Source organism: Rhizocola hellebori, from assembly GCF_016862955.1.
Lineage (GTDB): Bacteria > Actinomycetota > Actinomycetes > Mycobacteriales > Micromonosporaceae > Rhizocola > Rhizocola hellebori.
Window position 1 is genome coordinate 38,457 of the sequence record NZ_BONY01000026.1, and the last position, 20,789, is coordinate 59,245.

The 20,789-nt window shown below is 67.6% G+C and carries 23 protein-coding genes; 7 read left to right on the forward strand and 16 right to left on the reverse strand.

Annotation, left to right across the window (positions count from 1 at the left end; genetic code table 11):
- Positions 1–74: 74 nt before the first annotated feature.
- The 4 genes from yajC to ruvC form a co-directional block, all read right to left on the reverse strand.
- Positions 75–389, reverse strand: coding sequence for a preprotein translocase subunit YajC (gene yajC / locus Rhe02_RS21695; protein WP_203910131.1), 315 nt, complete (start codon positions 387–389; stop codon positions 75–77).
- A gap of 200 nt (positions 390–589) precedes the next feature.
- A complete protein-coding gene (gene ruvB, locus Rhe02_RS21700) occupies positions 590–1,636 on the reverse strand; it encodes a Holliday junction branch migration DNA helicase RuvB (RefSeq protein WP_203910132.1) in 1,047 nt (348 codons plus the stop codon).
- Entirely contained in the window at positions 1,633–2,229 is a 597-nt protein-coding gene (gene ruvA, locus Rhe02_RS21705; protein WP_203910133.1) for a Holliday junction branch migration protein RuvA, read from the reverse strand. Before ruvA ends, ruvB begins: the two co-directional genes overlap by 4 nt.
- A complete protein-coding gene (gene ruvC / locus Rhe02_RS21710; RefSeq protein ID WP_203910134.1) occupies positions 2,219–2,752 on the reverse strand; it encodes a crossover junction endodeoxyribonuclease RuvC in 534 nt (177 codons plus the stop codon). The genes ruvA and ruvC overlap by 11 nt, the downstream gene beginning before the upstream one ends.
- Before the next feature lie 101 nt (positions 2,753–2,853).
- On the opposite strand from ruvC, the gene Rhe02_RS21715 reads away from it, so the two are divergent.
- The 3 genes from Rhe02_RS21715 to Rhe02_RS21725 are packed head-to-tail and all read left to right on the forward strand — an operon-like array spanning position 2,854 to position 6,385.
- The gene (locus Rhe02_RS21715) at positions 2,854–3,612 is read left to right on the forward strand and encodes a 3-hydroxybutyrate dehydrogenase (protein ID WP_203910135.1); all 759 of its coding nucleotides are present in this window, start codon (positions 2,854–2,856) and stop codon (positions 3,610–3,612) included.
- Positions 3,613–3,629: 17 nt separating this feature from the next.
- Positions 3,630–5,603, forward strand: a complete 1,974-nt coding sequence (locus tag Rhe02_RS21720) for a helix-turn-helix domain-containing protein (protein WP_203910136.1) — start codon at positions 3,630–3,632, stop codon at positions 5,601–5,603.
- Positions 5,604–5,644: 41 nt separating this feature from the next.
- Positions 5,645–6,385 (forward strand): alpha/beta hydrolase family protein, encoded by a 741-nt coding sequence (locus Rhe02_RS21725; protein ID WP_203910137.1) that lies wholly within the window; start codon positions 5,645–5,647, stop codon positions 6,383–6,385.
- Between the two features lie 35 nt (positions 6,386–6,420).
- Here Rhe02_RS21725 and Rhe02_RS21730 read toward each other — a convergent pair whose 3' ends face one another.
- From Rhe02_RS21730 to Rhe02_RS21770, 9 genes are all read right to left on the reverse strand, one after another.
- Positions 6,421–7,023, reverse strand: coding sequence for a TetR/AcrR family transcriptional regulator (locus Rhe02_RS21730; protein ID WP_308442005.1), 603 nt, complete (start codon positions 7,021–7,023; stop codon positions 6,421–6,423).
- The gene (locus tag Rhe02_RS21735; RefSeq protein WP_239123971.1) at positions 7,020–8,588 is read right to left on the reverse strand and encodes an MFS transporter; all 1,569 of its coding nucleotides are present in this window, start codon (positions 8,586–8,588) and stop codon (positions 7,020–7,022) included. Before Rhe02_RS21735 ends, Rhe02_RS21730 begins: the two co-directional genes overlap by 4 nt.
- 69 nt (positions 8,589–8,657) lie before the next feature.
- A complete protein-coding gene (locus Rhe02_RS21740) occupies positions 8,658–9,602 on the reverse strand; it encodes a branched-chain amino acid ABC transporter permease (RefSeq protein WP_203910221.1) in 945 nt (314 codons plus the stop codon).
- 29 nt (positions 9,603–9,631) lie between these two features.
- A complete protein-coding gene (locus Rhe02_RS21745) occupies positions 9,632–10,492 on the reverse strand; it encodes a branched-chain amino acid ABC transporter permease (protein ID WP_203910138.1) in 861 nt (286 codons plus the stop codon).
- Entirely contained in the window at positions 10,492–11,733 is a 1,242-nt protein-coding gene (locus tag Rhe02_RS21750) for an ABC transporter substrate-binding protein (protein ID WP_203910139.1), read from the reverse strand. Before Rhe02_RS21750 ends, Rhe02_RS21745 begins: the two co-directional genes overlap by 1 nt.
- 4 nt (positions 11,734–11,737) lie before the next feature.
- A complete protein-coding gene (locus Rhe02_RS21755; RefSeq protein ID WP_203910140.1) occupies positions 11,738–12,403 on the reverse strand; it encodes an ABC transporter ATP-binding protein in 666 nt (221 codons plus the stop codon).
- Entirely contained in the window at positions 12,390–13,154 is a 765-nt protein-coding gene (locus Rhe02_RS21760) for an ABC transporter ATP-binding protein (protein ID WP_203910141.1), read from the reverse strand. Before Rhe02_RS21760 ends, Rhe02_RS21755 begins: the two co-directional genes overlap by 14 nt.
- A gap of 115 nt (positions 13,155–13,269) precedes the next feature.
- Positions 13,270–14,679: a trypsin-like serine protease gene (locus Rhe02_RS21765; RefSeq protein ID WP_203910142.1), complete on the reverse strand. Its 1,410-nt coding sequence runs from the start codon at positions 14,677–14,679 to the stop codon at positions 13,270–13,272.
- 104 nt (positions 14,680–14,783) lie between these two features.
- Positions 14,784–16,145: a B12-binding domain-containing radical SAM protein gene (locus Rhe02_RS21770; RefSeq protein ID WP_203910143.1), complete on the reverse strand. Its 1,362-nt coding sequence runs from the start codon at positions 16,143–16,145 to the stop codon at positions 14,784–14,786.
- A gap of 85 nt (positions 16,146–16,230) precedes the next feature.
- Here Rhe02_RS21770 and Rhe02_RS21775 point away from each other — a divergent pair, with 85 nt between their 5' ends.
- The 3 genes from Rhe02_RS21775 to Rhe02_RS21785 all read left to right on the forward strand — a co-directional run bounded on the left by Rhe02_RS21775 (position 16,231) and on the right by Rhe02_RS21785 (position 18,276).
- Positions 16,231–16,848: a class I SAM-dependent methyltransferase gene (locus tag Rhe02_RS21775; RefSeq protein ID WP_203910144.1), complete on the forward strand. Its 618-nt coding sequence runs from the start codon at positions 16,231–16,233 to the stop codon at positions 16,846–16,848.
- Positions 16,849–16,857: 9 nt separating this feature from the next.
- Positions 16,858–17,673 carry a class I SAM-dependent methyltransferase gene (locus tag Rhe02_RS21780; RefSeq protein WP_203910145.1) on the forward strand — a complete coding sequence of 272 codons (816 nt, stop codon included), beginning with the start codon at positions 16,858–16,860 and terminating at the stop codon, positions 17,671–17,673.
- A 90-nt stretch (positions 17,674–17,763) separates the two neighbouring features.
- Positions 17,764–18,276 carry a DUF1990 domain-containing protein gene (locus Rhe02_RS21785; protein WP_203910146.1) on the forward strand — a complete coding sequence of 171 codons (513 nt, stop codon included), beginning with the start codon at positions 17,764–17,766 and terminating at the stop codon, positions 18,274–18,276.
- Here Rhe02_RS21785 and Rhe02_RS21790 read toward each other — a convergent pair.
- Entirely contained in the window at positions 18,258–19,025 is a 768-nt protein-coding gene (locus tag Rhe02_RS21790; protein WP_203910147.1) for a maleylpyruvate isomerase family mycothiol-dependent enzyme, read from the reverse strand. The two genes, Rhe02_RS21785 and Rhe02_RS21790, sit on opposite strands and share 19 nt — an antisense overlap.
- Here Rhe02_RS21790 and Rhe02_RS21795 point away from each other — a divergent pair.
- Positions 19,024–19,644: a pyridoxamine 5'-phosphate oxidase family protein gene (locus tag Rhe02_RS21795; protein WP_203910148.1), complete on the forward strand. Its 621-nt coding sequence runs from the start codon at positions 19,024–19,026 to the stop codon at positions 19,642–19,644. The genes Rhe02_RS21790 and Rhe02_RS21795 overlap by 2 nt on opposite strands.
- 66 nt (positions 19,645–19,710) lie before the next feature.
- On the opposite strand, the gene Rhe02_RS21800 is transcribed toward Rhe02_RS21795, so the two are convergent.
- A complete protein-coding gene (locus tag Rhe02_RS21800) occupies positions 19,711–20,073 on the reverse strand; it encodes a hypothetical protein (RefSeq protein ID WP_203910149.1) in 363 nt (120 codons plus the stop codon).
- Positions 20,074–20,075: 2 nt separating this feature from the next.
- The gene (locus Rhe02_RS21805; protein ID WP_203910150.1) at positions 20,076–20,789 is read right to left on the reverse strand and encodes a hypothetical protein; all 714 of its coding nucleotides are present in this window, start codon (positions 20,787–20,789) and stop codon (positions 20,076–20,078) included.

The following is a 20,789-nucleotide window of genomic DNA, read 5'->3' on the forward strand; positions in this document are numbered from 1 at the left end:
GAGTCTCCCCTAACAGGCCCCGCCCGGCATCGGGCCGGACAGGGAGAGATGGACGGGTGGAGTTTCTAAGAAGATCAAACTTTCTTCTTGGTCTCTTGGATCGGGCTCACCGGCTCGTCGAGGGAGGTGTCCGGCTCAGCCTCGGCGGCTGTGGTCGGCTGCTCGATGCGGGAAATGGCCGCGCGCTCGAAGGTGAGCTCAACGCCGGGCGAGACTTCGATGCTGACGGTCTTGTCGTCGGCGCGGCTCACGGTGCCATGCAGCCCACCGATGGTGATGACCTTGTCACCCGCGCCAAGCTCGCTCTGCATCTTGAGAGCTTCCTTGCGCCGCTTTGACTGCGGACGGATGAACATGAGATACATCAAGCCAAAAAGCACGGCGAACATGCCGACGGTGCCCCAGATGTTGCCGCCGCCGCTTGCGGGCGCCGCTTCGTATGCAAACAGCACTGTGAGTGCCCTTCCAAATGGCCTCCAGGGCGCCCACCAGGGCACGCCAACCAGAGGCGGCTATCGACCGTTCGGATCGCCGGAAGTCTAGTCGCTATGCAGCCGTTCGCACACATGCGGTAGAGATCACGTTAAGATTACGAACCTGAGAACAGATCGGGCGTCGTGTCAACGCCAACCCCAAAAATACCATTTGGTGGATTTAACCCGAGATGACGCCACGCGGCGGCGGTCGCCACCCGGCCCCGCGGAGTGCGAGCCAGCAGCCCAGCGCGCACCAGGAACGGTTCCACGACCTCCTCGACGGTGTCGGGCTGCTCCCCCACCGCCACGGCGAGGGTGGAAAGGCCGACCGGGCCACCGTTGAACGAGACAACCAGGGCGTAAAGCACCGCCTTGTCGAGCCGGTCCAGACCGATGTCATCCACGTCATAGACCTTCAGCGCAGCGCGGGCCGTGTCCAGGGTCACCACCCCCTCGGCGCGCAGCTCGGCATAGTCACGAACCCGGCGCAGCAACCGGTTGGCGATGCGGGGTGTGCCCCGGGACCGGCCGGAGATCTCCTCGATGCCCTCCTCGGTCGCGTTCACACCGAGGATGCGCGCCGTGCGCTTCAGCAGCACCGCCAGCTCGCTGCCCTCGTAGAACTCCAGATGGCCGACGAAACCGAAACGGTCGCGCATCGGGCCGGTCAGCAGACCCGACCGGGTCGTCGCACCAACCAGGGTGAACGGCTCGACGTCGAGCGGGATCGCGGTCGCCCCTGGGCCCTTGCCCACCACCACATCGACCCGGAAGTCCTCCATCGCGCTGTAAAGCAGCTCCTCGGCCGGTTTGGCGATGCGGTGAATCTCGTCGATGAAAAGCACATCCCCGGCCTGCAGCCCGGTCAGGATCGCCGCCAGATCCCCGGACCGCTCGATGGCCGGCCCGGAGGTCATCCGCAACCCGCCGCCCAGCTCGGCCGCCACGATCATCGCCAGGGTGGTCTTGCCCAGGCCGGGCGACCCGGAGAACAGGATGTGATCGGGCGGGGAGCCGCGCTTGATGGCGCTGTGCAGCAACACTTCCAGCTGCTCCCGCACCCGCTCCTGGGCCACGAACTCGGCCAGGCGCTTGGGGCGCACCGAGGCTTCGGCGTCGCGCTCCTCGGGCGCGGCCAGCGGGCTCACCAGCGAGCTCATCGGTTCTTACCCAACAGCCGGATCGCCTGCTTGAGCAGGACCGGTACCGGAGGCGTTGTCCCGTCAATGGTTTGCGCCACCGCCGACACCGCCTGGTCGGCCTGCAGCTGGCTCCAGCCCAGCCCGATCAGGCCCTGGCGCACCTGTTCGGTCCACGCCTGGGGGCGCCCACCCTGTACCGGCAGCGGGCTGGGCGCGCCCACCTTGTCGCGCAGCTCCAGCACTATCCGCTCAGCGCCTTTCTTCCCGATGCCGGGAACCTGGGTCAGCGTCGAGGTGTCCCCCAACGAGATGGCCGAACGCAGCACCTCGGGCGAGTGCACGCTGAGCGCGGCCTGCGCTATCCGCGGGCCGACCCCGCTAGCCGTCAGCAGCAGCTCGAAGAGGTGCTTCTCGTCGTCGTCGGCGAAACCGAACAGGGTCAGCGAGTCTTCCCGCACGATCAGCGAAGCCGCCAGCCGGGTGGTCTGTCCAATGCGGAGGGCCGAAAGGGTGGCCGGGGCGCAATGCAGCGCGAGCCCGACCCCGCCCACCTCGACCACGGCCACATCGGCCCCGATCGCGGCCACTGTGCCCGCCACACTAGCGATCATTCGATATGGCCTTTCGGAGCGCGTTTTCCAGCTTCTGCTTGGTGCCCCCGCGCCACACGTGGCAGATCGCCAGCGCGAGCGCGTCTGCCGCATCCGCGGGACGCGGTGGTGTGTCCAATCGCAACAGTCTGGTCACCATCGTCGTCATCTGCTTCTTGTCCGCCTGACCCGAGCCGGTCACGGCGGCTTTGACCTCGCTAGGAGTGTAGGTGTAGAGCGGCAGGCCGAAGCGGGCGGCGGCCAGGATCGCCACCGCCGAGGCCTGGGCTGTGCCGATCACGCTGCCCACGTTGTGCTGGCTGAACACCCGCTCCACGGCCACGCTCTCCGGCCGGTGCTTGTCGATCAGGACGGTCAGCTCCCGCTCGAGGTTGAGCAGCCGGTCGGTGATGTCCTGACCCGGATCTGAGGTGATCACGGCGACGTCGACGAGCGAACATGGCCGGCCCGGGGCGCCGTCGACGATGCCGACACCGCACCGGGTCAGGCCTGGGTCAACACCGAGCACACGGACCGTACGCATGTACGACACCATACCGAAGTGCCGCAGCACACCTAAGCACCACGAGGTGTGTGCCGCGAAGCCATGTGCCGTAACTTCACACGCTCGTAACTTCATGCGCCATGGGTGTGGTACGGCTGGACCTGCAAGGGCGGACCGCGATGGTGACCGGCGGCGGCAGCGGAATAGGCGAGGCCTGCGCCGCGCGATTGGCGCAAGCCGGGGCAAAGGTTCTCATCGTCGACCGCGACGGCGACTCCGCGGGACGGGTGGCGGCGGCGATAGGCGGCGTGGCCTATCGCGCGGACCTGGCCGACCCCGACGCGCTGCGCGGCCTGCCCGCCGAAGTGGATGTGCTGGTCAACAACGCCGGGCTGCAGCACGTGTCGCCGGTCGAGGAGTTCGACGACGAACGTTTCGGCCACCTGCACGAGGTGATGCTGTGGGCCGCTTTCCGGCTCAGCAAGAAGGTGCTGCCCCACATGTATGACCAGGGCTGGGGCCGGATCGTCAACATCTCCTCTGTCCACGGCCTGCGCGCCTCGGCGTTCAAAGCCGCCTACGTCAGCGCCAAGCATGGGCTGGAGGGGCTGACGAAGGTGGTCGCGGTCGAGGCCGCCCCGCACGGGGTGACGGCCAACTGCATCAACCCGGCTTATGTCCGTACCCCGCTGGTCGAGGGGCAGATCGCCGATCAGGCCCGCACCCACGGCATCCCGCCGGCTGAGGTGATCGAAAAGATCATGCTGGCGAAGGCGGCCATCAAGCGGCTCATCGAGCCGGCCGAGGTTGCCGAGCTGGCCGCGTATCTTTGCACTCCAGCCGCCTCTTTCATCACCGGCACGTCGATAGCGATGGATGGTGGCTGGACCGCCCAGTGAGGACGATAGGCAACCGCATGCTCAGCAACGGTGATCTCCCCGCGACCGCGACGCCAAGGGGCCGCGGCGCGGTGCCGACCGCTGAGCTGTTCCTCGAGCTCCTGGCGCGCGAGGCGGCGCCGATCGAATTCGAGGGCCCGCTGGTCGAGGCGCGCGCCAACGGCGCCAGCGGGGCCCAGCTGGCGCAGCTGGAGGAGGCCAAGGTCGTCGCGCTGCGGGTGCGCGGGCTGCTGGAGCGGCGGCGAAGGCGTGAGGCCGAGCTGTCCGGCCTGTTCGACACCGCCAGCGACCTGGCCGGTCTGCGTGATCTGGACGCCGTACTGCACGCGATCGTGCACCGGGCCCGCAACCTGCTCAACGCCGACGTCGCCTACATGACGCTGACCGACGAGAACATCGGCGACACCTATATGCGGGTCACCGACGGCTCCATCTCCGCCCGCTTCCAGCGCCTTCGCCTGGCCCTGGGCACCGGCCTGGGCGGTCTGGTGACCCAGACCGGCACGCCCTACGTGACCGCCAACTACGCCGAGGACTCCCGTTTCCGGCACACCGGGGACATCGACGAGGGGGTACGGGAGGAAGGCCTGGTCGCCATCCTGGGCGTGCCCCTGCGCCTGGGTTCACGGGTCATCGGAGTGCTCTACGCCTCGAACAGATCGGCCCGCCCGTTTGCCCGCGAGGAGGTCGCGCTGCTGGTGTCGCTGGCCGCGCACGCGGCCGTCGCCATCGACACCGCGCGCCTGCTCTCCGAGACCCAGACCGCGCTGACCGAGCTCTCCGCCGCCCACGTCAAGATCTCTGCCCACAGCGCCTCGGTGGAACGGGCCGCGGCCGCCCACGACCGGATGACGGCGCTGGTGGTGCGCGGCGGCGGGGTGGAGGAGGTCGCCGCCGCGGTGGCCGAGGTGCTCGGCGGCGGGCTGCTCGTGCTCGACGCCGACGGGCGCACCCTGGCCCGGGTGGGCACCATCGACCCGCCGGAGCAGCCGGTCATCAACGAAGCGGTGTCGGCGTCGCGTTCGGACGGGCGAAGTGTCCGGCGTGGATCATTTTGGTACTCCGCCATCATCGCGGGCGCCTCGACCGGGGCCGCGGAATACATGGGCGCGTTGGTGTTGAAGCCCCATCAAGAGCTTGCCGACGCCGACGAGCAGATCCTGGAACGCGCCGCCCTGGTCACCGCGCTGCTGCTGCTGTTCCGGCGAACGGTGGCCGACGCGGAGGGGCGTGTGCGCGGGGAGCTGCTTGACGACCTGATCGCCCGGCCGGTCCGCGATGCCGAGGTGCTGCGCGACCGGGCCCGCCGGCTGCAGGTCGATGTCGACCGCCCACATGTCATGGTCTGCGTGGACGATCCGGTCGCCGGTTCCGGGGCAGCCCGCCAGCGGGCGCTGTCGTGGGCGCACACCTTTGCCGGGCAACGCTTCGGGCTCGCCGCCGCGCGCGACGGCCGGATAGTGCTCATGCTGCCCGGCGAAGACGCCGGTTCCGCGGCCCGGGCGGTGGCCAAGGAGCTGGGTCGAGTCGTGAACCGGCCGGTCACCGCCGGCGCGGCCGGCCCGGCCAGCGGAACGGCCGATCTCGCCGCCGCCTTCCGTGAGGCCGACCGGTGCGCGAGCGCGCTGGCCGCCCTCGGCCGAGCGGGCGACGGCGCCTCCAGCACCGAGCTCGGCTTCGTCGGGCTGCTGCTCGGCTCCATCCAGGAAGGACAGGACCGCGACGTCGACGCGTTCCTGCGCTCGGCCATCGGAGTCGTCATCGACTACGACTCCCGCCGCGGAACAGCCCTGCTGCGCACGCTGGAGTGCTACTTCGGCAGCGGCGGCAGCCTGGCCAGGGCCGCCGAGCAGTTACACGTGCATGTCAACACGGTGACCCAGCGCCTGGAACGGGTGGCCCAGCTGCTCGGCCCGGACTGGCAAAAACCCGAACGCGCCCTTGAGGTCCAGCTGGCCCTGCGGCTGCACCGGCTTCGTTCCACCGGATGAGCCTTCCCTCCGCGCAGGCCCCTGCAGCTGTCTAGGACAGCATGCGCAAACTTTGGTTCCTCCTCGCCGTTGCCGCAGTGGCCGCGTGTGCGACGACGCCCACGCCTGCCGTGCCCGCGGCCCCCAGCCGCAAGGCCGGGCCGGGCTGCCTCGAATCCACCACGGCCGCCAAGCACATCACCTTCGGTGACTCCAAATTGGTCGGCATCGTGCTCGGCAAGGGCACCACCGGCGTCGTGCTCGCCCATCAGAACGGCGGCTCGGTCTGCCAGTGGCTGATCACCGCGGATGAGCTGGCGCAGAAAGGCTATCTGGTACTGGCCTTCGACTTCGCCGGTTTCGGCGGCTCCCAGGTGGGCACCAGCGCCGGCCGGGCCGCTGACGTGGCCGAGGCGGTGAAAGCGATCCGCGCCGAGGGGGCGACGAAGGTGGCGCTCGCCGGGGGATCGATGGGCGGCACGGCCGTGGTGGCCGCGGCGGCCACCATCACCCCACCGGTACAGGCCGTGATCGCCCTTTCCGCACCGGCGAACTTCGGCGGCGCCGACGCGCTGTCCGCGGCGCCCAAGCTGACGATGCCGGTGCTCTACATGGCCGCCATAGGCGAGTCCACCTACACCGAGAACGCCAAGGCGATGCACGCCGCGAGCACGGCAAGCCCGGACGCGCAGCTGCTGGTGGCCAAGGGAAGCGAGCACGGTGTCTCGGTGGTGATGACCGGTGTCGGTACCGACGAAGCCATAAAAGCCTTTTACAGCTTCCTGGCTAAGCACATGCTGTAATTCTGGCGCGTGCGAAGCAACGCGCGGCATTGCCGTCAGGCCGGCGCTGCGATGCCGGACAAGACCACGTCGACCACCTGTCCTGGAAGGGCCGCGTCGTCAAGGCGCGGATTCCACCGCATCACGCGGCTCACCAGGACAGGCCCGGTCAGGACCGCGCACACCGCCTCGATGTCTATCTCCGCGCGCACTTCGCCGTCGGCGATGCCCTGACGCAGCACCTCACGCATCATCTCGCGGCGGGGCTCGATGATTTCCTGCCACAGCTCATATGCGGCCTGGCTGCGCAGCATCTCGGGAAGCATGCAGGGGAAGATGCGGGCCGCCCGCTCGTCACCGGCCGCGATCTTGGAAACGAGCGAGATGAGCCGCTCCCGCACGCCGGTGCCGACCGGATGCGGCGCCGGGCCCTTGAGCTCCTGCACCGCCTCGCTGAGCATCGCCTGCTTGTTGGGCCAGCGCCGATAGATGGTGGCCTTGCCCACGCCGGCCCGTGCGGCGACCGCCTCGATGGAGAGCGCATCGACGCTCATCCCCTCGGCGATCAGCTCCAGGATGGCGTCGAGGATCGCCTCATGCGCACGGGCACTGCGCGGGCGACCTGCCCGCGCGGTGTCCGTGGCATGAGACATCGTCATTGTGCTGACACTACTAGCTCGCGCTCGGGAACGGGTGCTGGTGCGGGCGGAGGCGCGGGCGTGCGGCGCGGCAACCAGACCAGGGCCACCACTACGCCGATCACGGCGACGATGGTGGAGCCCAGGGCGGCCCAGTGCATCGCGCTGACGAAGGCGTCGTTGGCCGCGGTGACCAGCTGACCAGCCGCGGGGCCTGCCTTCTCGGCGACTCCGTAGGCACCGGTGATGGATTCCTTCGCCGGGTCCTGAAGCGGGACCGGCAGAGCGTCCGCGGCCGGGGTGACCTCACCCCGGTAGACTCCGGCCACCACCGAGCCGAGCACGGCCACTCCCAGCGCCGCCGACACCTGGCGAACGGTGTTGGAGATGGCGGAGCCGACACCGGCCTTTTCCCGGGGCAGCGTCGCCATGATGGTGTTGGTGGCGGGCGGCATGACGTTGGCCATACCCGCGCCCATGGCGAGGAACACGATGACGATCCACCAGAACGGGGTGTCCAGCTGGAAGGTCATCATGGTGGCGAAGCTGATCGCGGCCAGCCCGATGCCCGAGGCCGCGACCGCTTTGATGCCAAAGCGTTTCACGAAGGTCGTGCTCAGCGGAGCGAAGACCATCTGGCCGACGGCGAACGGCAGGAACATGGCGCCGGCTTGCATCGGCGACAGATCGCGTACCACCTGCAGGTAGAAACCGGCGAAGAAGAACACGCCCATCGAGGCGAAGAAGACCAGGCCGATGGTGGCGATGGAGGCCGAGAAGCGGCCGTCGCGGAAGAGCTTGACGTCCAGGGACGGGTGGCTCGTGCGCGACTCCCAGTAGATGAACGCCGTCAGAACCGCGACGCCGCCGAGGATCCACGCCCACACGCCCGGCTGGTCGAACCCGTGCTCGCCCCCGTCCACGATGCCGTAGGTGAGCGCCACCAGGCCGACGACAGACAGCAGCACGCCGACCAGGTCGAGGCGACCGGGCTTGGGGTCACGCGACTCCGGTACCAGGATGAAGACAGCCACCAGACCGAGCAGCACGATCGGCACGTTGATCAGGAAGACCGAGCCCCACCAGAAGTGCTCAAGGAGGAAGCCGCCCAGCATCGGGCCGATGGCCACGGCCAGGCCGACCGAGCCCGCCCAGATGCCGATGGCCTTGGGCCGCTCGCGCGGGTCAAAGACGTTGGAAATGATGGAAAGCGTCACCGGCATGATGGCCGCGCCACCCAGACCCATGAAGGCCCGCGCCGCAATGAGCTGGCCGGGGTCCTTGGAGTAGGCCGAGAGCAACGATGCCAGGCCGAACAGGACCAGACCGGTGAGCAGCATGCGCTTGCGGCCCCACCGGTCGCCGAGGACGCCGAAGCTGAACAGCAGCCCGGCGAAGACCAGCGTGTAGGAGTTGATCGCCCATTCGAGCTCACTCTGGGTAGCGCCCAGACCGTTGACCGGGTCAGCCAACGTGCGCATGGCCACGTTGAGGACCGTGTTGTCGAGGACCACGACCAGGAGGCTGACCACAAGAACCCCGAGGATGGCCCAGCGCCTGGGGTGCCCCGTGTTGTCTGTTATCACGGTGGCGACGTTACGCTTTGCACATCCGATACGGAACGGTTCCGTATCGGATGTGACTCAAGCCACAGTCTAGCGGCGTTTGAACAGCGTCCCCCATACTCCGCGCCTGAACAGCAGCACCGTGAGCACGAAGATGCCGCCGGTCACCAGGCCGATCTGCTCGAAGCCGGAGAAGGAGAGCCAGTCCTCCAGCCGCACGATCGCCGCCGCGCCGAGCGGCCCGCCCCACAGCGTCCCGATCCCGCCTAGCACCACGATGATCACGGCCTTGCCCGAAGTGGTCCAGTGCAAGGTTTCCAGCGAGACGAAGCGGTGCCCCATGGCGAACAGCCCGCCGCCGAGCCCAGCCAGAAAGGCCGAAAGCATAAAGGCCATCAGTTTGTACCGGTGCACCGCATACCCGAGCGCGCGAGCCCGCGAAGGGTTGTCGCGGATCGCGACCAGCACGCGGCCGAAGGGCGAATGCACGATCCGCCAAGCCAGGAATAGCCCGCCGAACACGATAGGCAGCGCGGCATAATAGAAGTAGAAGTTGTCGGTGATAGCACGCGGCACGCTCTGCAGCCCGTTCTCTCCCCCGGTCAGCGAGCTCCACTTGTTCGCCACGACGTAAATCATCTGGGCGAAGGCCAGCGTCACCATCGCGAAGTAGATGCCGGTCCGCTTGACCGCCAGGTATCCGATCGGCACCGCGAGCACGGTCGCCGTCAACGCTCCACATAGGACGGCAAGCGGAAAAGGCAGACCCCAATGGATGGCCACCAGCCCGGTCGCATAGGCCGAGGTGCCCCAGAACGCCGCGTGCCCGAAGGACATCAGCCCCACATAGCCCAGCAGCAGATCGATCGCGACCGCAAACAGCGCCCAGCAAAGGATTTCCACCGCCACGGCCGGATACAGCCCAAAAGGCAGCCACAGCGCGAACACCACCGCCGCCGCGAGCAACAGCCAACGTGCGTTGCGCCTGAGGGCACTCCCGCGCGGCTCCGGCCCGGGCCGCTCCGCCTCGGCCATTTCTTGCGCCACAAGCGCTGACGACTCGGTCATGCCGGGGACTCCTCTCGGCCGAACAAACCCGAAGGGCGCCAGAGCAATACCGCCGCCATCACGACGTAGACGAGGATCTGCGAAACCAGCGCGCTGTCGAGGTAGGCCTCGCTCAGGGCCTGCAGCACCCCGATGGCGAAGGCCGCCGCCACCGAGCCGAAGATGGAGCCGAGCCCACCGATGACCACCACGGCGAAAACCACGATGATGAGGTCGGCGCCCATCAACGGGTGCACCGCCCGCATCGGCGCGGCCAGCACCCCGGCCAGGCCGGCCAGGGCGACGCCGAAGCCGAAGACGGGGGTCACCCACCGGCCGACGTTGACGCCCAGGGCCGCGCTGAGCTCGGGACGTTCGGTACAGGCCCGCACGATCAGGCCCAGCCGGGTGCGGGAGAGCAGGAACCACACTCCAAAGCAGACGATCGCGGCCACCACGAGCACGAAGACGCGGTAGGCCGGGAAGTCGAACAGCCCGAAGTCCACCGAGCCGCCCAGCCCGGCCGGGGTGGGATAGGGGCTGGATTGCACGCCGTAGCGCCACTTCACCAGATCCTGCAGCACCAGCGTCAACCCGAACGTGAGCAGGAAGTTGTAGAGCGGATCCAGCCGGGCCAGCCGGTTGACCACTGTGCGCTCCAGCACCATGCCGAGCAGCCCGAGCCCGACCGGCACCACCACCAACGCGGCCCAGAACGCTTCCCCGGTAAGGGCCAGCGCACCGAACGCGCCGAGCATGTAGATCGCGCCGTGGGCGAAGTTCACCACGCGCAGCATGCCGAAGATGACGGCCAGGCCGAGGGCAACCAGAGCCAGAAAGCTCCCCCCGACCAGGCCGTTGAAAACGTGTTGCAGCATCAGAGCTTGCAATCCGCCGAGGGCGCACGGAAGGCGTCAGCGGCCGGGATGGTCTTGAGCACGTCCACGTAGTCCCAAGGCTCCTTGACCTCCTTGGACGAGCGCACCTTGGCGAGATAGGCGTCGTGCACCACCCGGTGGTCCTCGGCGCGGATCTTGCCGGAGCGCAGAAAGACATCCTCGACGGTACGGCCCTCGAGGTACTTGACGATGGTGTCCGCGTCATCGGTCCCGTTGGCCTGTACCGCTTCCAGGTACTGCAACGCGGCCGAGTAGTTCGCCGCGTGGGCGAAGGTGGGACGGGTCCCGGTGGCCTGGAAGAACCGGTCGGCGAACTCCCTGTTGCGCAGATCGTAGTTCCAGTACCACGCATCGGTGTAGGTGGTGCCCGCCAGCGCATCCGGGGTCAGCGAGTGGATGTCGGTGAGGAACATCAGCCCGACCGCGAGCCCCACTCCCTTCTCGCGCAGCTTGAACTCGTTGTACTGCTTGACAAGCGCGACCAGCTCCGCACCCGCCTGCATGGTGCCGAGCACGTCCGGCTTCGGGTTCAGGTTGGGCGCCTTGAGCAGATACGTGGAGAAGTCTCCCGACGCGTTGGGGAAGGGCGCCGGGTCCTTCGCCACGACCTTGCCACCGGCCTTGGTGACGGCCGCCTCGAACGAGGCCGTCATGTCCTGGCCGAACAGATAGTCGGGGTAGACCAGGTACCAGCTCTTGGCCCCCTGATCGGTCACCGTCTTCCCGGTGCCGTTGGCCAGCATGTAGGTGTCGTAGGCGTAGTGGAAGGTGTATTTGTTGCACGACTTGCCGGTCAGGTCCATGGTGGCGGCGGTGATGTTGAAGTAGAGCTTCTTCTTCTCCTTGGCCACGTCAGCCACCTTGAGGGCAGCCGAAGACGTTGGCACGTCAAGGATCGCGTCCACCGCCTTGCGGTCGTAGAGCTCGGCCGCCTTGGCGTTGGCGACATCGGGCTTGTTCTGGTGGTCGGCGGCCTCCACCACGATGTTCTTCGCCACCGCCTTGTCGCCGTACTTGGCCTTGTAGTCCGCGATCGCGAGCTCCACCGCTTTGATCGAGTTCTTGCCGGACAGCTGGGCGTAGACGCCGGACTGGTCGTTGAGCACCCCGAACACGACCTTGTCGTCGGAAAGCTTGCCGCCGCCCGAGGTGGACGGGCCGCCACCGCCGCAGCCGGCGGCCACCAGGGCGACGCCGCAAAGGAGGGCTATCTTGCGCATCTATTCACACTCCTAGATAGGTGAGAAGGTCCTTGTCCGCTGGCGACGTCTGCTGAACGCGGCCGGAGGCGAGGAGGTAATAGCTGTCCGCGACTTCTGCGGCGAAGTGAAGGTTCTGCTCCACGAGCAGCACGGCGATGCCCTGTTGCTTGGCCTGCCGCAGGATCTCGCCGACGCGTTGCACCAGCAGCGGGGACAGTCCTTCGGTGGGTTCGTCGCACAGCAGCACCCGCGATCCCATCCGCAGCGCGCGGGCGAGCGCCAGCATCTGCTGCTCGCCGCCGGAAAGCTTGGTGGACATGGAGCCGCGCCGGGCGTAGAGGTTGGGGAAGGCCTCGTAGATCTGTTCAAGCGACCACCCGCTGCGCATCGGCGGCAGGGCAAGGCTTTCCGCCACGGTCAGGGTGGCGTAGGCGCCGCGGTCGTCGGGCACCCAGCCCAGGCCGAGCCGCGCCCGCTCGAAGGGCTTGCGGCCACGAAGGTCGGTGCCGTTGAGCGACACCTTTCCGGAGCCGGGATGTAGGCCCATCACACAGCGCAGCAGCGTCGTCTTGCCCGCGCCGTTGCGCCCGCACAGGGTGGCCACCTCGCCCTGCGCCACGGACAGGCCGGCCGAGGTGAGCACCTTGGCTTCGCCGTAGGAGGCGGACAGCTCCTCAATGTGCAGCATGGGAACCGCTCCCCAGGTAGGCGGTGATCACGGCTTCGTCCGCTCGCACCTGCTCGTAGCTGCCCTCGGCGAGTACCCGCCCGGCCTGCAGCACGGTGACCCGATCGGCGAGCGCGCCGACCACGCTCATGTTGTGTTCCACCATGACCACGGTGCGGCCCTCGCGTACCCGGCCGATCAGCTCGATGGTGCGCTCGACGTCCTCCATGCCCATCCCGGCCGTGGGCTCGTCGAGCAGGAGCACCTGGGGATCGAGGGCAAGGGCAAGCGCCAGCTCAAGGGCGCGTTTGCGGCCATAGGACAGACTGTCCGCTTTGGACTGTTCCAGCTCGCCGAGCCCCACCATGGCGAGCAGCTCCCGCGCTCGCGGGCGATGACGGTGCAACAGCTTGTCCGACCGCCAGAACCGCCAGCCACCACCCTGGGCGGCCTGCAGCGCGAGCTCCACATGTTCGCCGGAGGTGAGCTGCCCGAACAGGCTGGTGATCTGAAACGAGCGGGCCACCCCCAGGCGCGCCACAGCCTCCGGCGGCAGCCCGGTGACATCGCGCCCCGCCAGCTCGATTCTTCCCGAGGTGGGCGCCAGAAATCCGGTGAGCAGGTTGAACAACGTGGTCTTGCCGGCCCCGTTCGGCCCGACCAGCGCATGCACCGTCCCCGCAGCCACCTCGAGGTCGACCGCATCGACGGCCCGGAATCCCCTGAAGTCGCGGCTCAGCCCACGCGCCACAAGCGCTAACGGCGTTGTCATGAGCCAGAAACGTACGGCCAGCCCCGGTTACCAGCCATGTAGAACCGTCACATAATCCGGCACACACCAACGTGGGGCCCTCCCATCCAAGCAGAGAGCCCCACCGATGCGTTCGTTACAGAGTTAACGTCCAGCTGTCGATGAATCCGGTGTCCAGTGTGGCGGCGTCACGTACCCGTAGCCGCCACAGGCCATTGCGGACCTCGCTGGAAAGGTTGCGGCTGAACGTCTGGTTGACGTTGTCCGCGCTGCCGCCGGAGCGGTTGAGCAGGTTGTAGACGGTGCCGTCCGGGGCGATCACGTCAACGACGAGGTCGCCGCGGTAGGTGTGCACGATCGTCACCTGGATCGACGAGGTGGCCGAGGCGTTGCCGGCGCAGCCCGCGATCGTGATGTCGCTGAAGACCGTGGTGTTGTCCGGGATGGTGACGTCGGTGCCGCTGGTGACCGCGCCACAGCCGCCGACCGCGCTCACTGTCCAGGTGAAGCTGGCCGAGCCGCTGCCTCCGCCGCTGGCGGTTATCGTCACGCTGTAGCTGCCCGCTGTCGTGGGTGTACCGGTGATCTGCCCGCTGGAGGAGTTGATGGCCAGGCCGGGCGGAAGGCCGGTGGCCGACCATGTGTAAGGCGGGGTGCCGCCGCTTGCGCTGTTGTTAAGGGTTACCGCTGTCCCCACGACGCTGCTCTGCGCGCCTGGGTTGGTCACGGCCGGGCCCGTGGGCGCACCCTGGCAACCGCCGATGGTGTTGGCGGCGTTGCAGATGTCGTTGGCGAAGAAGCGAACCTCGGTGTAGACACCCGGCGCCATGGCGCCGGCGCAGCCGATACCCCAGCTGACGATGCCGATCTGGATCCAGTTACCGGCCGCGTTGCGCTTGGTCATCGGGCCACCGGAGTCACCCTGGCAGGTGTCGACGCCACCATTGGTCCAGTTTCCGGCGCAGATCTCCTCGTTGGGGATCAGGCCGGAGTAGCCGCTGGCGCTGGCGCACTGGGTATCGGTGATGAACGGCACTTCCGCCTTGCGCAGGAAGCGCTGCTGGCCGCCGCCTGAGGCGGTCGCGCCCCAGCCCATAACCTGGAAGTTGCCGGTGTGCAGCGACGTGTCCGTCGCGAGCGGGAGCAGCGGCACGCCGTTGATCGGGCTGGACATGCGAATGAGCGCCCAGTCCTTGCCGTCGCCGGTGTAGCCCGGGGCGCGCAGCACGTAGTTGGAGGTGCGGGTGATGCGGGCCGGGTCCTGCAGGTCGACCACGCCCTGGGTCACGCCGATCGAGGTGTTGTTACCGGTGGCGCCGACGCAGTGGGCCGCGGTGAGGATCAGCGTCGGGGTGTAAAGCGCCCCGCCGCATCCCATCGACAGCCGCACCATCCAGGGGAACTCCCCCTGAGCGGCCAGGGTGCCGCCCACCACCTGCGGGAAAACTGGATCGGCTTGCGCCGGCGACGCCGCCACGGCGCTCACGGTCATGCCGAGCAGCGCGACGACGCCCAGGCGCGCGACAGCGCGCAGTGCTTGTTTCATGTGTCCCTCCCTCAAGACGCCCGGGTTGGCCGGGCTTGCAAGGAAGGTATGCGACTCCAGCGATACTTAGCAATATTGACAACTATGATTTACAATCAGGAAATTCATTTCATTGACAGCACGGACTCCAGCAATGGCAGTGCCCGCAGCACCTGACGCCCCCGGATGAGCGCGTTCCACATCGGTTCGAATTTCTTCCATCCGGCCGAATAGGCCATATGCCGCAGCCGCCCGCGCGTGGTGGGCTTGCTCGACGCCCCGCGCCAGATCGAGCCCCACCGGTAGAAGTCTTTATAGGCACGCCAATAGCCTGCCTCCAATTGCGACGGTGCCATTCCCCGCGGCTCGAACACCACTTGGCGGGTGTCATAGCGTTCCCAATCCCGATGCAGCAGCCTATTTTGCGCCGCTATCCGATCGAATAGCGCCGTTCCCGGATAGGGCGTCATGATGTGGAAGGTGGCCGTCTCTATGCCGGCGCCGATCGCCCAATCGACGGTGCGGTCGAACACGTCCGGGCCGTCGCCGTCCATGCCGAAGACGAAGCTGCCGTTGACCATCACACCGTTGTCATGCAAGCGGCGCACCACCGCGGCGTAGTCGCGCCCGACGTTCTGCCGCTTGCGCTGTTCCGCCAGATTGGGCGCATTGACCGTCTCAAATCCCACGAAAAGGCTGCGCAGCCCGGCCGCGACCGCCTGCTCCAGCAGCCCCGGCGCGAGGACCGCGTCGACGGTGGCGGCGGCCTGCCACAGCCGATTGCTTCCCCGCATCCCGGCGAACAGCGCCTCGGCGAAGCGCCGATTGCCGAACAGATGGTCATCGAGGAAGTAGAGATGCCGGCCGGGAAGGCGATCAATCTCGGCCAGAGCCGCGTCGACGGTCTGCGTATAGAAAGATTTTCCACCTTCGAAAAAGGCGTCCTTGTAACAGAAGTCGCAATGGTGAGGGCAGCCTCTTGAAACCACTATTGAGTTTGGTACCAGATAACGCTCGCGCTGAATGAGATCGCGCCGGATCGGCGGAAGCGAAGCCAGGCTGCGGTTGACCGAGACATAGCGCGCCTTGGCCACGCCCTGGGCCCAGTCGCGCAGGAAGACCGGCCAGGTGTCCTCGCCCGGCCCCAGGAAGATGGTGTCGCCGTGCTGGGCCGCTTCCTCGGGAAGCGAGGTGACGTGCAGCCCGCCCAGCACCACATAGGATCCCAGCGCCCGATAGTGGTCGGCGATCTCGTAGGCACGCCGGGCCGAGGTGATGTACACCTGCACCACCACCAGGTCCGGCACCTCACCGTCGTCGAGGTCGAGCCGCTGCACGTGTTCGTCGTGAATGGACACCTGAGCCGATGCGGGCAGGTAGCCGGCCAGCGTGGCCAGCCCTAGCGGGGGAAACAGCGAGTACTTGATGGGCCGGAACAGCGGGCTGATCGCCTCGGTCAGCGCGGGCAGGAACATCTTGACCCTCATACATGATGAACCTAGGCACGTTTGACGCGGGTTTGGCGGTGCATCTGTGAAGGCTTGATGGAGATCGATCATCTAGGGTGGCCGCATGCTTGGACACGATGAGATTCGCGAAAGGCTGCGCACCTCCTACGATGCCTTCGCCACCGAGCGCGAAGGCCTCGGCAAGCAGGCTTGGAAACTAGACGAACGGGCTGATTTCGCCCAGCGCATGCGGGAGGCGAAGGCCACCAGGCTCCTGGAGATAGGCGCGGGAACGGGCCAGGACAGCGCCTTCTTTCAGGAGCAAGGCTTCGAGGTCGTGGCGACCGACCTGTCCGCGGCGATGGTGGATTACTGCCGCAGCAAGGGAATCGACGCGCGAGTCATGGACATGCTCCACCTGAGCTTCGGGCCCGCGGAGTTCGACGCCGCCTATGCGATGAACTCCCTGCTGCACGTGCCGAACGCCGAGCTGGGGCGGGTGTTCTCCGGCATCCGCGCGGTGCTGCGCCCGGCCGGCCTGTGTTACGTGGGCCTTTGGGGCGGCACCGAGTTCGAGGGCATCGCCGAGTGGGACCACCAGCGGCCGCAACGTTTCTTCTGCTTTCGCACCGAGGAGCAGCTGCGGCGGTTCGCCGAGGCGGAGTTCGAGATCGTCGACTTTCACACGGTGAAAGACGGGGATCTGACCTTCCAGTCGCTGACCCTTCGCGCGCCTGCGTAATCTATGCCGATGGATCCCGCCGCGTTCAACGCGTTCGAGGCTCAGGGCTGGGAGAGGATCGGGGCCGGCTACGAGACGTTCATCGGCCGCGTGACCCGCCGCACCACGGTGCCATTGCTGGACGCGGCACAGGTCAGGGCGGGCAGCCGGGTGCTCGACGTGGCCACCGGCCCCGGGCATGTGGCGGCCGAGGCAGCGGGCCGGGGCGCGACCGTCACCGGGGTCGATGTCGCCTCGTCGATGGTGGAGCTGGCCCGGCACACCTATCCCGGCCTGGCCTTCGAGCACGGCGACGCGGAAGCGCTGCCGTTCGCGGCCGGCTCTTTCGACTCCGTCGTCGCCAATTTCGTCCTCCTTCATCTCGGGCAGCCGGAGCGGGCAGCGGCCGAAGCGGCCCGGGTCCTCCGCTCCGGCGGCTACGTCGCGATGACCACATGGGACGTTCCGCAGCACTGCCGCCTGCTCGGGGTTCTCGTCGAGGCGATGGCGCAGGCCGGTGCGGTCACCCCGGCCGACCTGCCCAGCGGCCCGCCCTTCTTCCGCTTCGCCGACAAGGACACGGCATGTGGCCTGCTCACCGACGCTGGGTTCGGCTCCGTGCAGGTGTCCACGGTCGCCTTCGACCAGCCGATCGCCGACGCCGAGGAGCTGTGGCAGGGAATGATCAACGGCACCGTGCGTAACGGTGCGGTGCTGAATGCTCAGCCCGCCGAGACGCTGCAGCGGATCCGGGCCGCTTTCGACCGCAACCTCGCCGCCTACCAGCGCGGCGATCACCTGCAGGTCCCGGTCTCGGTGAAGCTGGTGTCGGGGCGCAAGCCATAGCGGCCGGGCGAAACGATACCTTGAGCGTATGGATCAACTCGTGCTCAGCCAATCAGCACGCACTCTCGGTCTCGGCCTGCTGATCAACTGATGGACCTGACCTATACAGAGGTCGGCCGGACTCGCGATGACGAGCTCCCGGCCGGCTTCCGGCATGCGCGACGCCACACCGTGGTCGGCAGTGGCGAAGAGGCATTCCGCGCGGTCGCCGCCGGGATGCGCCATTTTCAGATCCATCGCCTGGCCGGGGCCAGGGTGCGCACCGAGGATCCGGCGCCGGCGGTGGGTGGCCGATTCCTCAGCGGGATAGGGCTTTTCGGGCTGCGTTACTGGGTACCGTGCCAGTTCGTCTGGCTTTCCGACACCCCAACCGAATACGGCTATGGTTTCGGCACGCTGCCCGGGCATCCGGTGCGCGGTGAGGAGGCGTTCCTGGTGCACCTGGACCGGCACGGCCGGGTCCATTTCCGCCTGCGCGCCTTCAGCCGCCCGGCGACCTGGGCGACCCGCCTCGGCGGTCCGATCACGACATTGGCACAGCAGATCGCCTACGACCGTTATCTCTCCTCGGCCCACAAACTGACTCAGGTCCACCGCACGTAAGCGTGCGCCCGGTAATGCTCCAGGCCCTCGGTCGGCCCCTGCACCTCCAGCCCCGCTAGCGGGCGCCTGTTCCACAGCAGCAGGTAGAGATCGAAGGCCGTGCCGTAGACGCGGGTGCCGCCCTCGCCGGAGTCGTCGGTCGTGGTGGGCCCGTCGCCGTTGACCGCCACCTGCCACGCCTGCGGATCATCGGTGCATACCAGCACAAAGGTGTAGGGATCAGCGGCGCTGGTGAGCCGGGACGGGCGGCGCGCCAGAAAGCCGTGCAGCATCTCGTCTATCCCATCGACGGCGAACTCGGTGGTCGAGGGGCTGACCAGGCCGGTGACGTTCTGGGCGTCGACGCGATGGATGGTGGTCTCGTGCGCCTGGCGGCGGGCCCAGAAGCGGGTGCCCTTGGCACCGCCGGGAAGAAAGCCGTAGAAGGCCCCTTCCGGATCGGCCACCTCCAGCGCCTGGAGCAGCTCGGCGTGGCCCTCGCGGAACCAGTCGAGCAGCTGCGCGTCGTCCTCCGGGTAGGTCGCGAAGTTGCCCACGCTCATGGTTTCGCGCGCATCGATCACGTGGCTGGCGGCCCAGCGATGCACCTCCCCCAGGTGCCGGACAAGATCTCGAACTGTCCACTCCGGACAGCTGGGCACCTGGGCGTCAAGGCCGGTGGCCTCAGCCGAGTCGGCCAGCAACATACCCTCGGCCCGAAGCGTATCTATGTGCTCGACCAGCTCCATGGTGGATAGGGTAACCCTCATGCGGATCACCACAGAGGCCGAATTGCGCGATGTTCTTGGCGAGCCCGGCCCGCGTTCCGTCCTGAAGGAGCGCAAGACCCTGCACGAGCGCGACAAGCAGTGGCTTGCCGCCTCCCCCTTCTGCCTCATCGGCACCGCAGCCGCTGACGGCACCTGCGACGTCTCCCCCAAGGGCGACCCGGCCGGCTTCGTCCGTGTCATCGATGACACCACGATCGCCATCCCGGAGCGCCCCGGCAACCGGCGCGGCGACGGCTACAGCAATATCGTCAGCAATCCCCACGTCGGCCTGCTGTTCATGATCCCAGGTCGGGACGACACCCTGCGCATCAACGGCCGAGCCCACCTGATCACCGACGCCCCCTACTTTGACGAGATGGTGGTGAAGGGCAATCGCCCGATCCTGGCCATCGTGGTCGATATCGAGCAGGTCTTCTACCACTGCTCGAAGGCGTTCCTGCGCTCGTCGCTGTGGAAGCCCGACAGGTGGCAGCCCGACGAGCTGCCCTCGCGAGCTCGGATCATCAAGGACACCCAGCCCACGGCGGAGTCGCTTGAAGAGCTCGAGGCCCACTACGGTCCGGCCTACCTGAAGGGCCTTTACGAGCAGCTCAACTGAGGCTGCCCGCCCCCGATGCCCCGGAGTGGGGTCACGCCTCGCGCGACCCCACTCTGTTCAGTCCGGCTAGAACGTCACCGAGAAGAGCAGGCCGTCCGGGCGATTTACCGACCAGGTGGGGAAACTGTTGGGTTTGAGGCCGTTGCCGCCTATCTTGACCACTAATAGCCGGTCTGGGCGAACGGGCACATTGCTGAAGTTGGTCACCGGGCCGAGGAGCGGATCGGTTTCGAAACGCACCGCGAAATTGGATTGGCCGTTGAGCTGCGCGACGTAGACGTGGGCATCGGTCGCGCACGCCGCGAGGGCGGGCTGGGCCGTGACCGCCACGACGCCGGTGGCGAGCAAAGCGATGCCGAACAGCGTGATGAGCCGACGAAGTCCGTCATGACCGATAGCAGACCTCGCCGGACAGGCCCAGACTCGCACTCTCAGGAGTGGCGGATGACTTGGGTATCGGAATAGCCGAGCGAGTCACGGGTCCAGCCCACCGCCCACAGCTCACCGGTACCGGGAATCACCGTCGCGCCGCCGAGCGCCGACGCCAGGCCTTCAAGGATGCCAACGGATCCGGCCGCCGCGTTGGGCACGGCGGGGACGATGGTGAAGCCCTGGCCGTCCCAGTGCTGAACGTGATTCGACTCCACGCCCGCCACCCGGTCGTAGCCGATGAGCCACACGTCGTCGACCGCCCGTGCCACCACCTCGAGCAGCTGGGTGCTGCCGTCGCCGAAGGTGGGCCGCACCTGCCACGTACCACCGGAAAGATGCAGGACTATGGGATGGCAGTCGGCATAACCCGGGTCGGCCTCGGGCATGCAGGTCTTTCCAGCGGCCCAGACCTCGGTTGCCGAGATGGCCCGCACCGCTCGCAGCTCATTGCCCGCCGTAACCGGGCCATCGTGCGGGACGCTGACCCGGCTCCACTGGATTCCGTTCCAGTGCAGGACAACCGCCGCTGTGCCCGCAATGCCCACCGCCCACACGTCACCGGCGGACCTGGCGTGAACGGCCTCAAGCCGCGCCGGCGCAGGCACGCCGGGCACCGCCACCCGGATCCACTGGCCGTTGCGCCACCGCAAAAGCAGCGGCTCCTCCGCGACGCGTCCCACCAGCGACGGGCCGCCCAGCCTCACCCCGTCCAT

Coding starts and splice junctions, on each gene's coding strand:
- Rhe02_RS21780 (WP_203910145.1), top strand. CDS start 16,858: ATGGATCCCGCCGCGTTCAACGCGTTCGAGGCTCAGGGCTGGGAGAGG.
- Rhe02_RS21790 (WP_203910147.1), bottom strand. CDS start 19,025: ATGAGGGTTACCCTATCCACCATGGAGCTGGTCGAGCACATAGATACG.
- Rhe02_RS21725 (WP_203910137.1), top strand. CDS start 5,645: ATGCGCAAACTTTGGTTCCTCCTCGCCGTTGCCGCAGTGGCCGCGTGT.
- Rhe02_RS21775 (WP_203910144.1), top strand. CDS start 16,231: ATGCTTGGACACGATGAGATTCGCGAAAGGCTGCGCACCTCCTACGAT.
- Rhe02_RS21730 (WP_308442005.1), bottom strand. CDS start 7,023: ATGACGATGTCTCATGCCACGGACACCGCGCGGGCAGGTCGCCCGCGC.
- Rhe02_RS21795 (WP_203910148.1), top strand. CDS start 19,024: ATGCGGATCACCACAGAGGCCGAATTGCGCGATGTTCTTGGCGAGCCC.
- Rhe02_RS21745 (WP_203910138.1), bottom strand. CDS start 10,492: ATGCTGCAACACGTTTTCAACGGCCTGGTCGGGGGGAGCTTTCTGGCT.
- Rhe02_RS21720 (WP_203910136.1), top strand. CDS start 3,630: ATGCTCAGCAACGGTGATCTCCCCGCGACCGCGACGCCAAGGGGCCGC.
- ruvB (WP_203910132.1), bottom strand. CDS start 1,636: ATGAGCTCGCTGGTGAGCCCGCTGGCCGCGCCCGAGGAGCGCGACGCC.
- Rhe02_RS21715 (WP_203910135.1), top strand. CDS start 2,854: ATGGGTGTGGTACGGCTGGACCTGCAAGGGCGGACCGCGATGGTGACC.
- Rhe02_RS21785 (WP_203910146.1), top strand. CDS start 17,764: ATGGACCTGACCTATACAGAGGTCGGCCGGACTCGCGATGACGAGCTC.
- ruvC (WP_203910134.1), bottom strand. CDS start 2,752: ATGCGTACGGTCCGTGTGCTCGGTGTTGACCCAGGCCTGACCCGGTGC.
- Rhe02_RS21770 (WP_203910143.1), bottom strand. CDS start 16,145: ATGAGGGTCAAGATGTTCCTGCCCGCGCTGACCGAGGCGATCAGCCCG.
- Rhe02_RS21765 (WP_203910142.1), bottom strand. CDS start 14,679: ATGAAACAAGCACTGCGCGCTGTCGCGCGCCTGGGCGTCGTCGCGCTG.
- Rhe02_RS21805 (WP_203910150.1), bottom strand. CDS start 20,789: ATGGACGGGGTGAGGCTGGGCGGCCCGTCGCTGGTGGGACGCGTCGCG.
- ruvA (WP_203910133.1), bottom strand. CDS start 2,229: ATGATCGCTAGTGTGGCGGGCACAGTGGCCGCGATCGGGGCCGATGTG.
- Rhe02_RS21755 (WP_203910140.1), bottom strand. CDS start 12,403: ATGCTGCACATTGAGGAGCTGTCCGCCTCCTACGGCGAAGCCAAGGTG.
- Rhe02_RS21760 (WP_203910141.1), bottom strand. CDS start 13,154: ATGACAACGCCGTTAGCGCTTGTGGCGCGTGGGCTGAGCCGCGACTTC.
- yajC (WP_203910131.1), bottom strand. CDS start 389: ATGTTCGCCGTGCTTTTTGGCTTGATGTATCTCATGTTCATCCGTCCG.
- Rhe02_RS21740 (WP_203910221.1), bottom strand. CDS start 9,602: ATGGCCGAGGCGGAGCGGCCCGGGCCGGAGCCGCGCGGGAGTGCCCTC.
- Rhe02_RS21750 (WP_203910139.1), bottom strand. CDS start 11,733: ATGCGCAAGATAGCCCTCCTTTGCGGCGTCGCCCTGGTGGCCGCCGGC.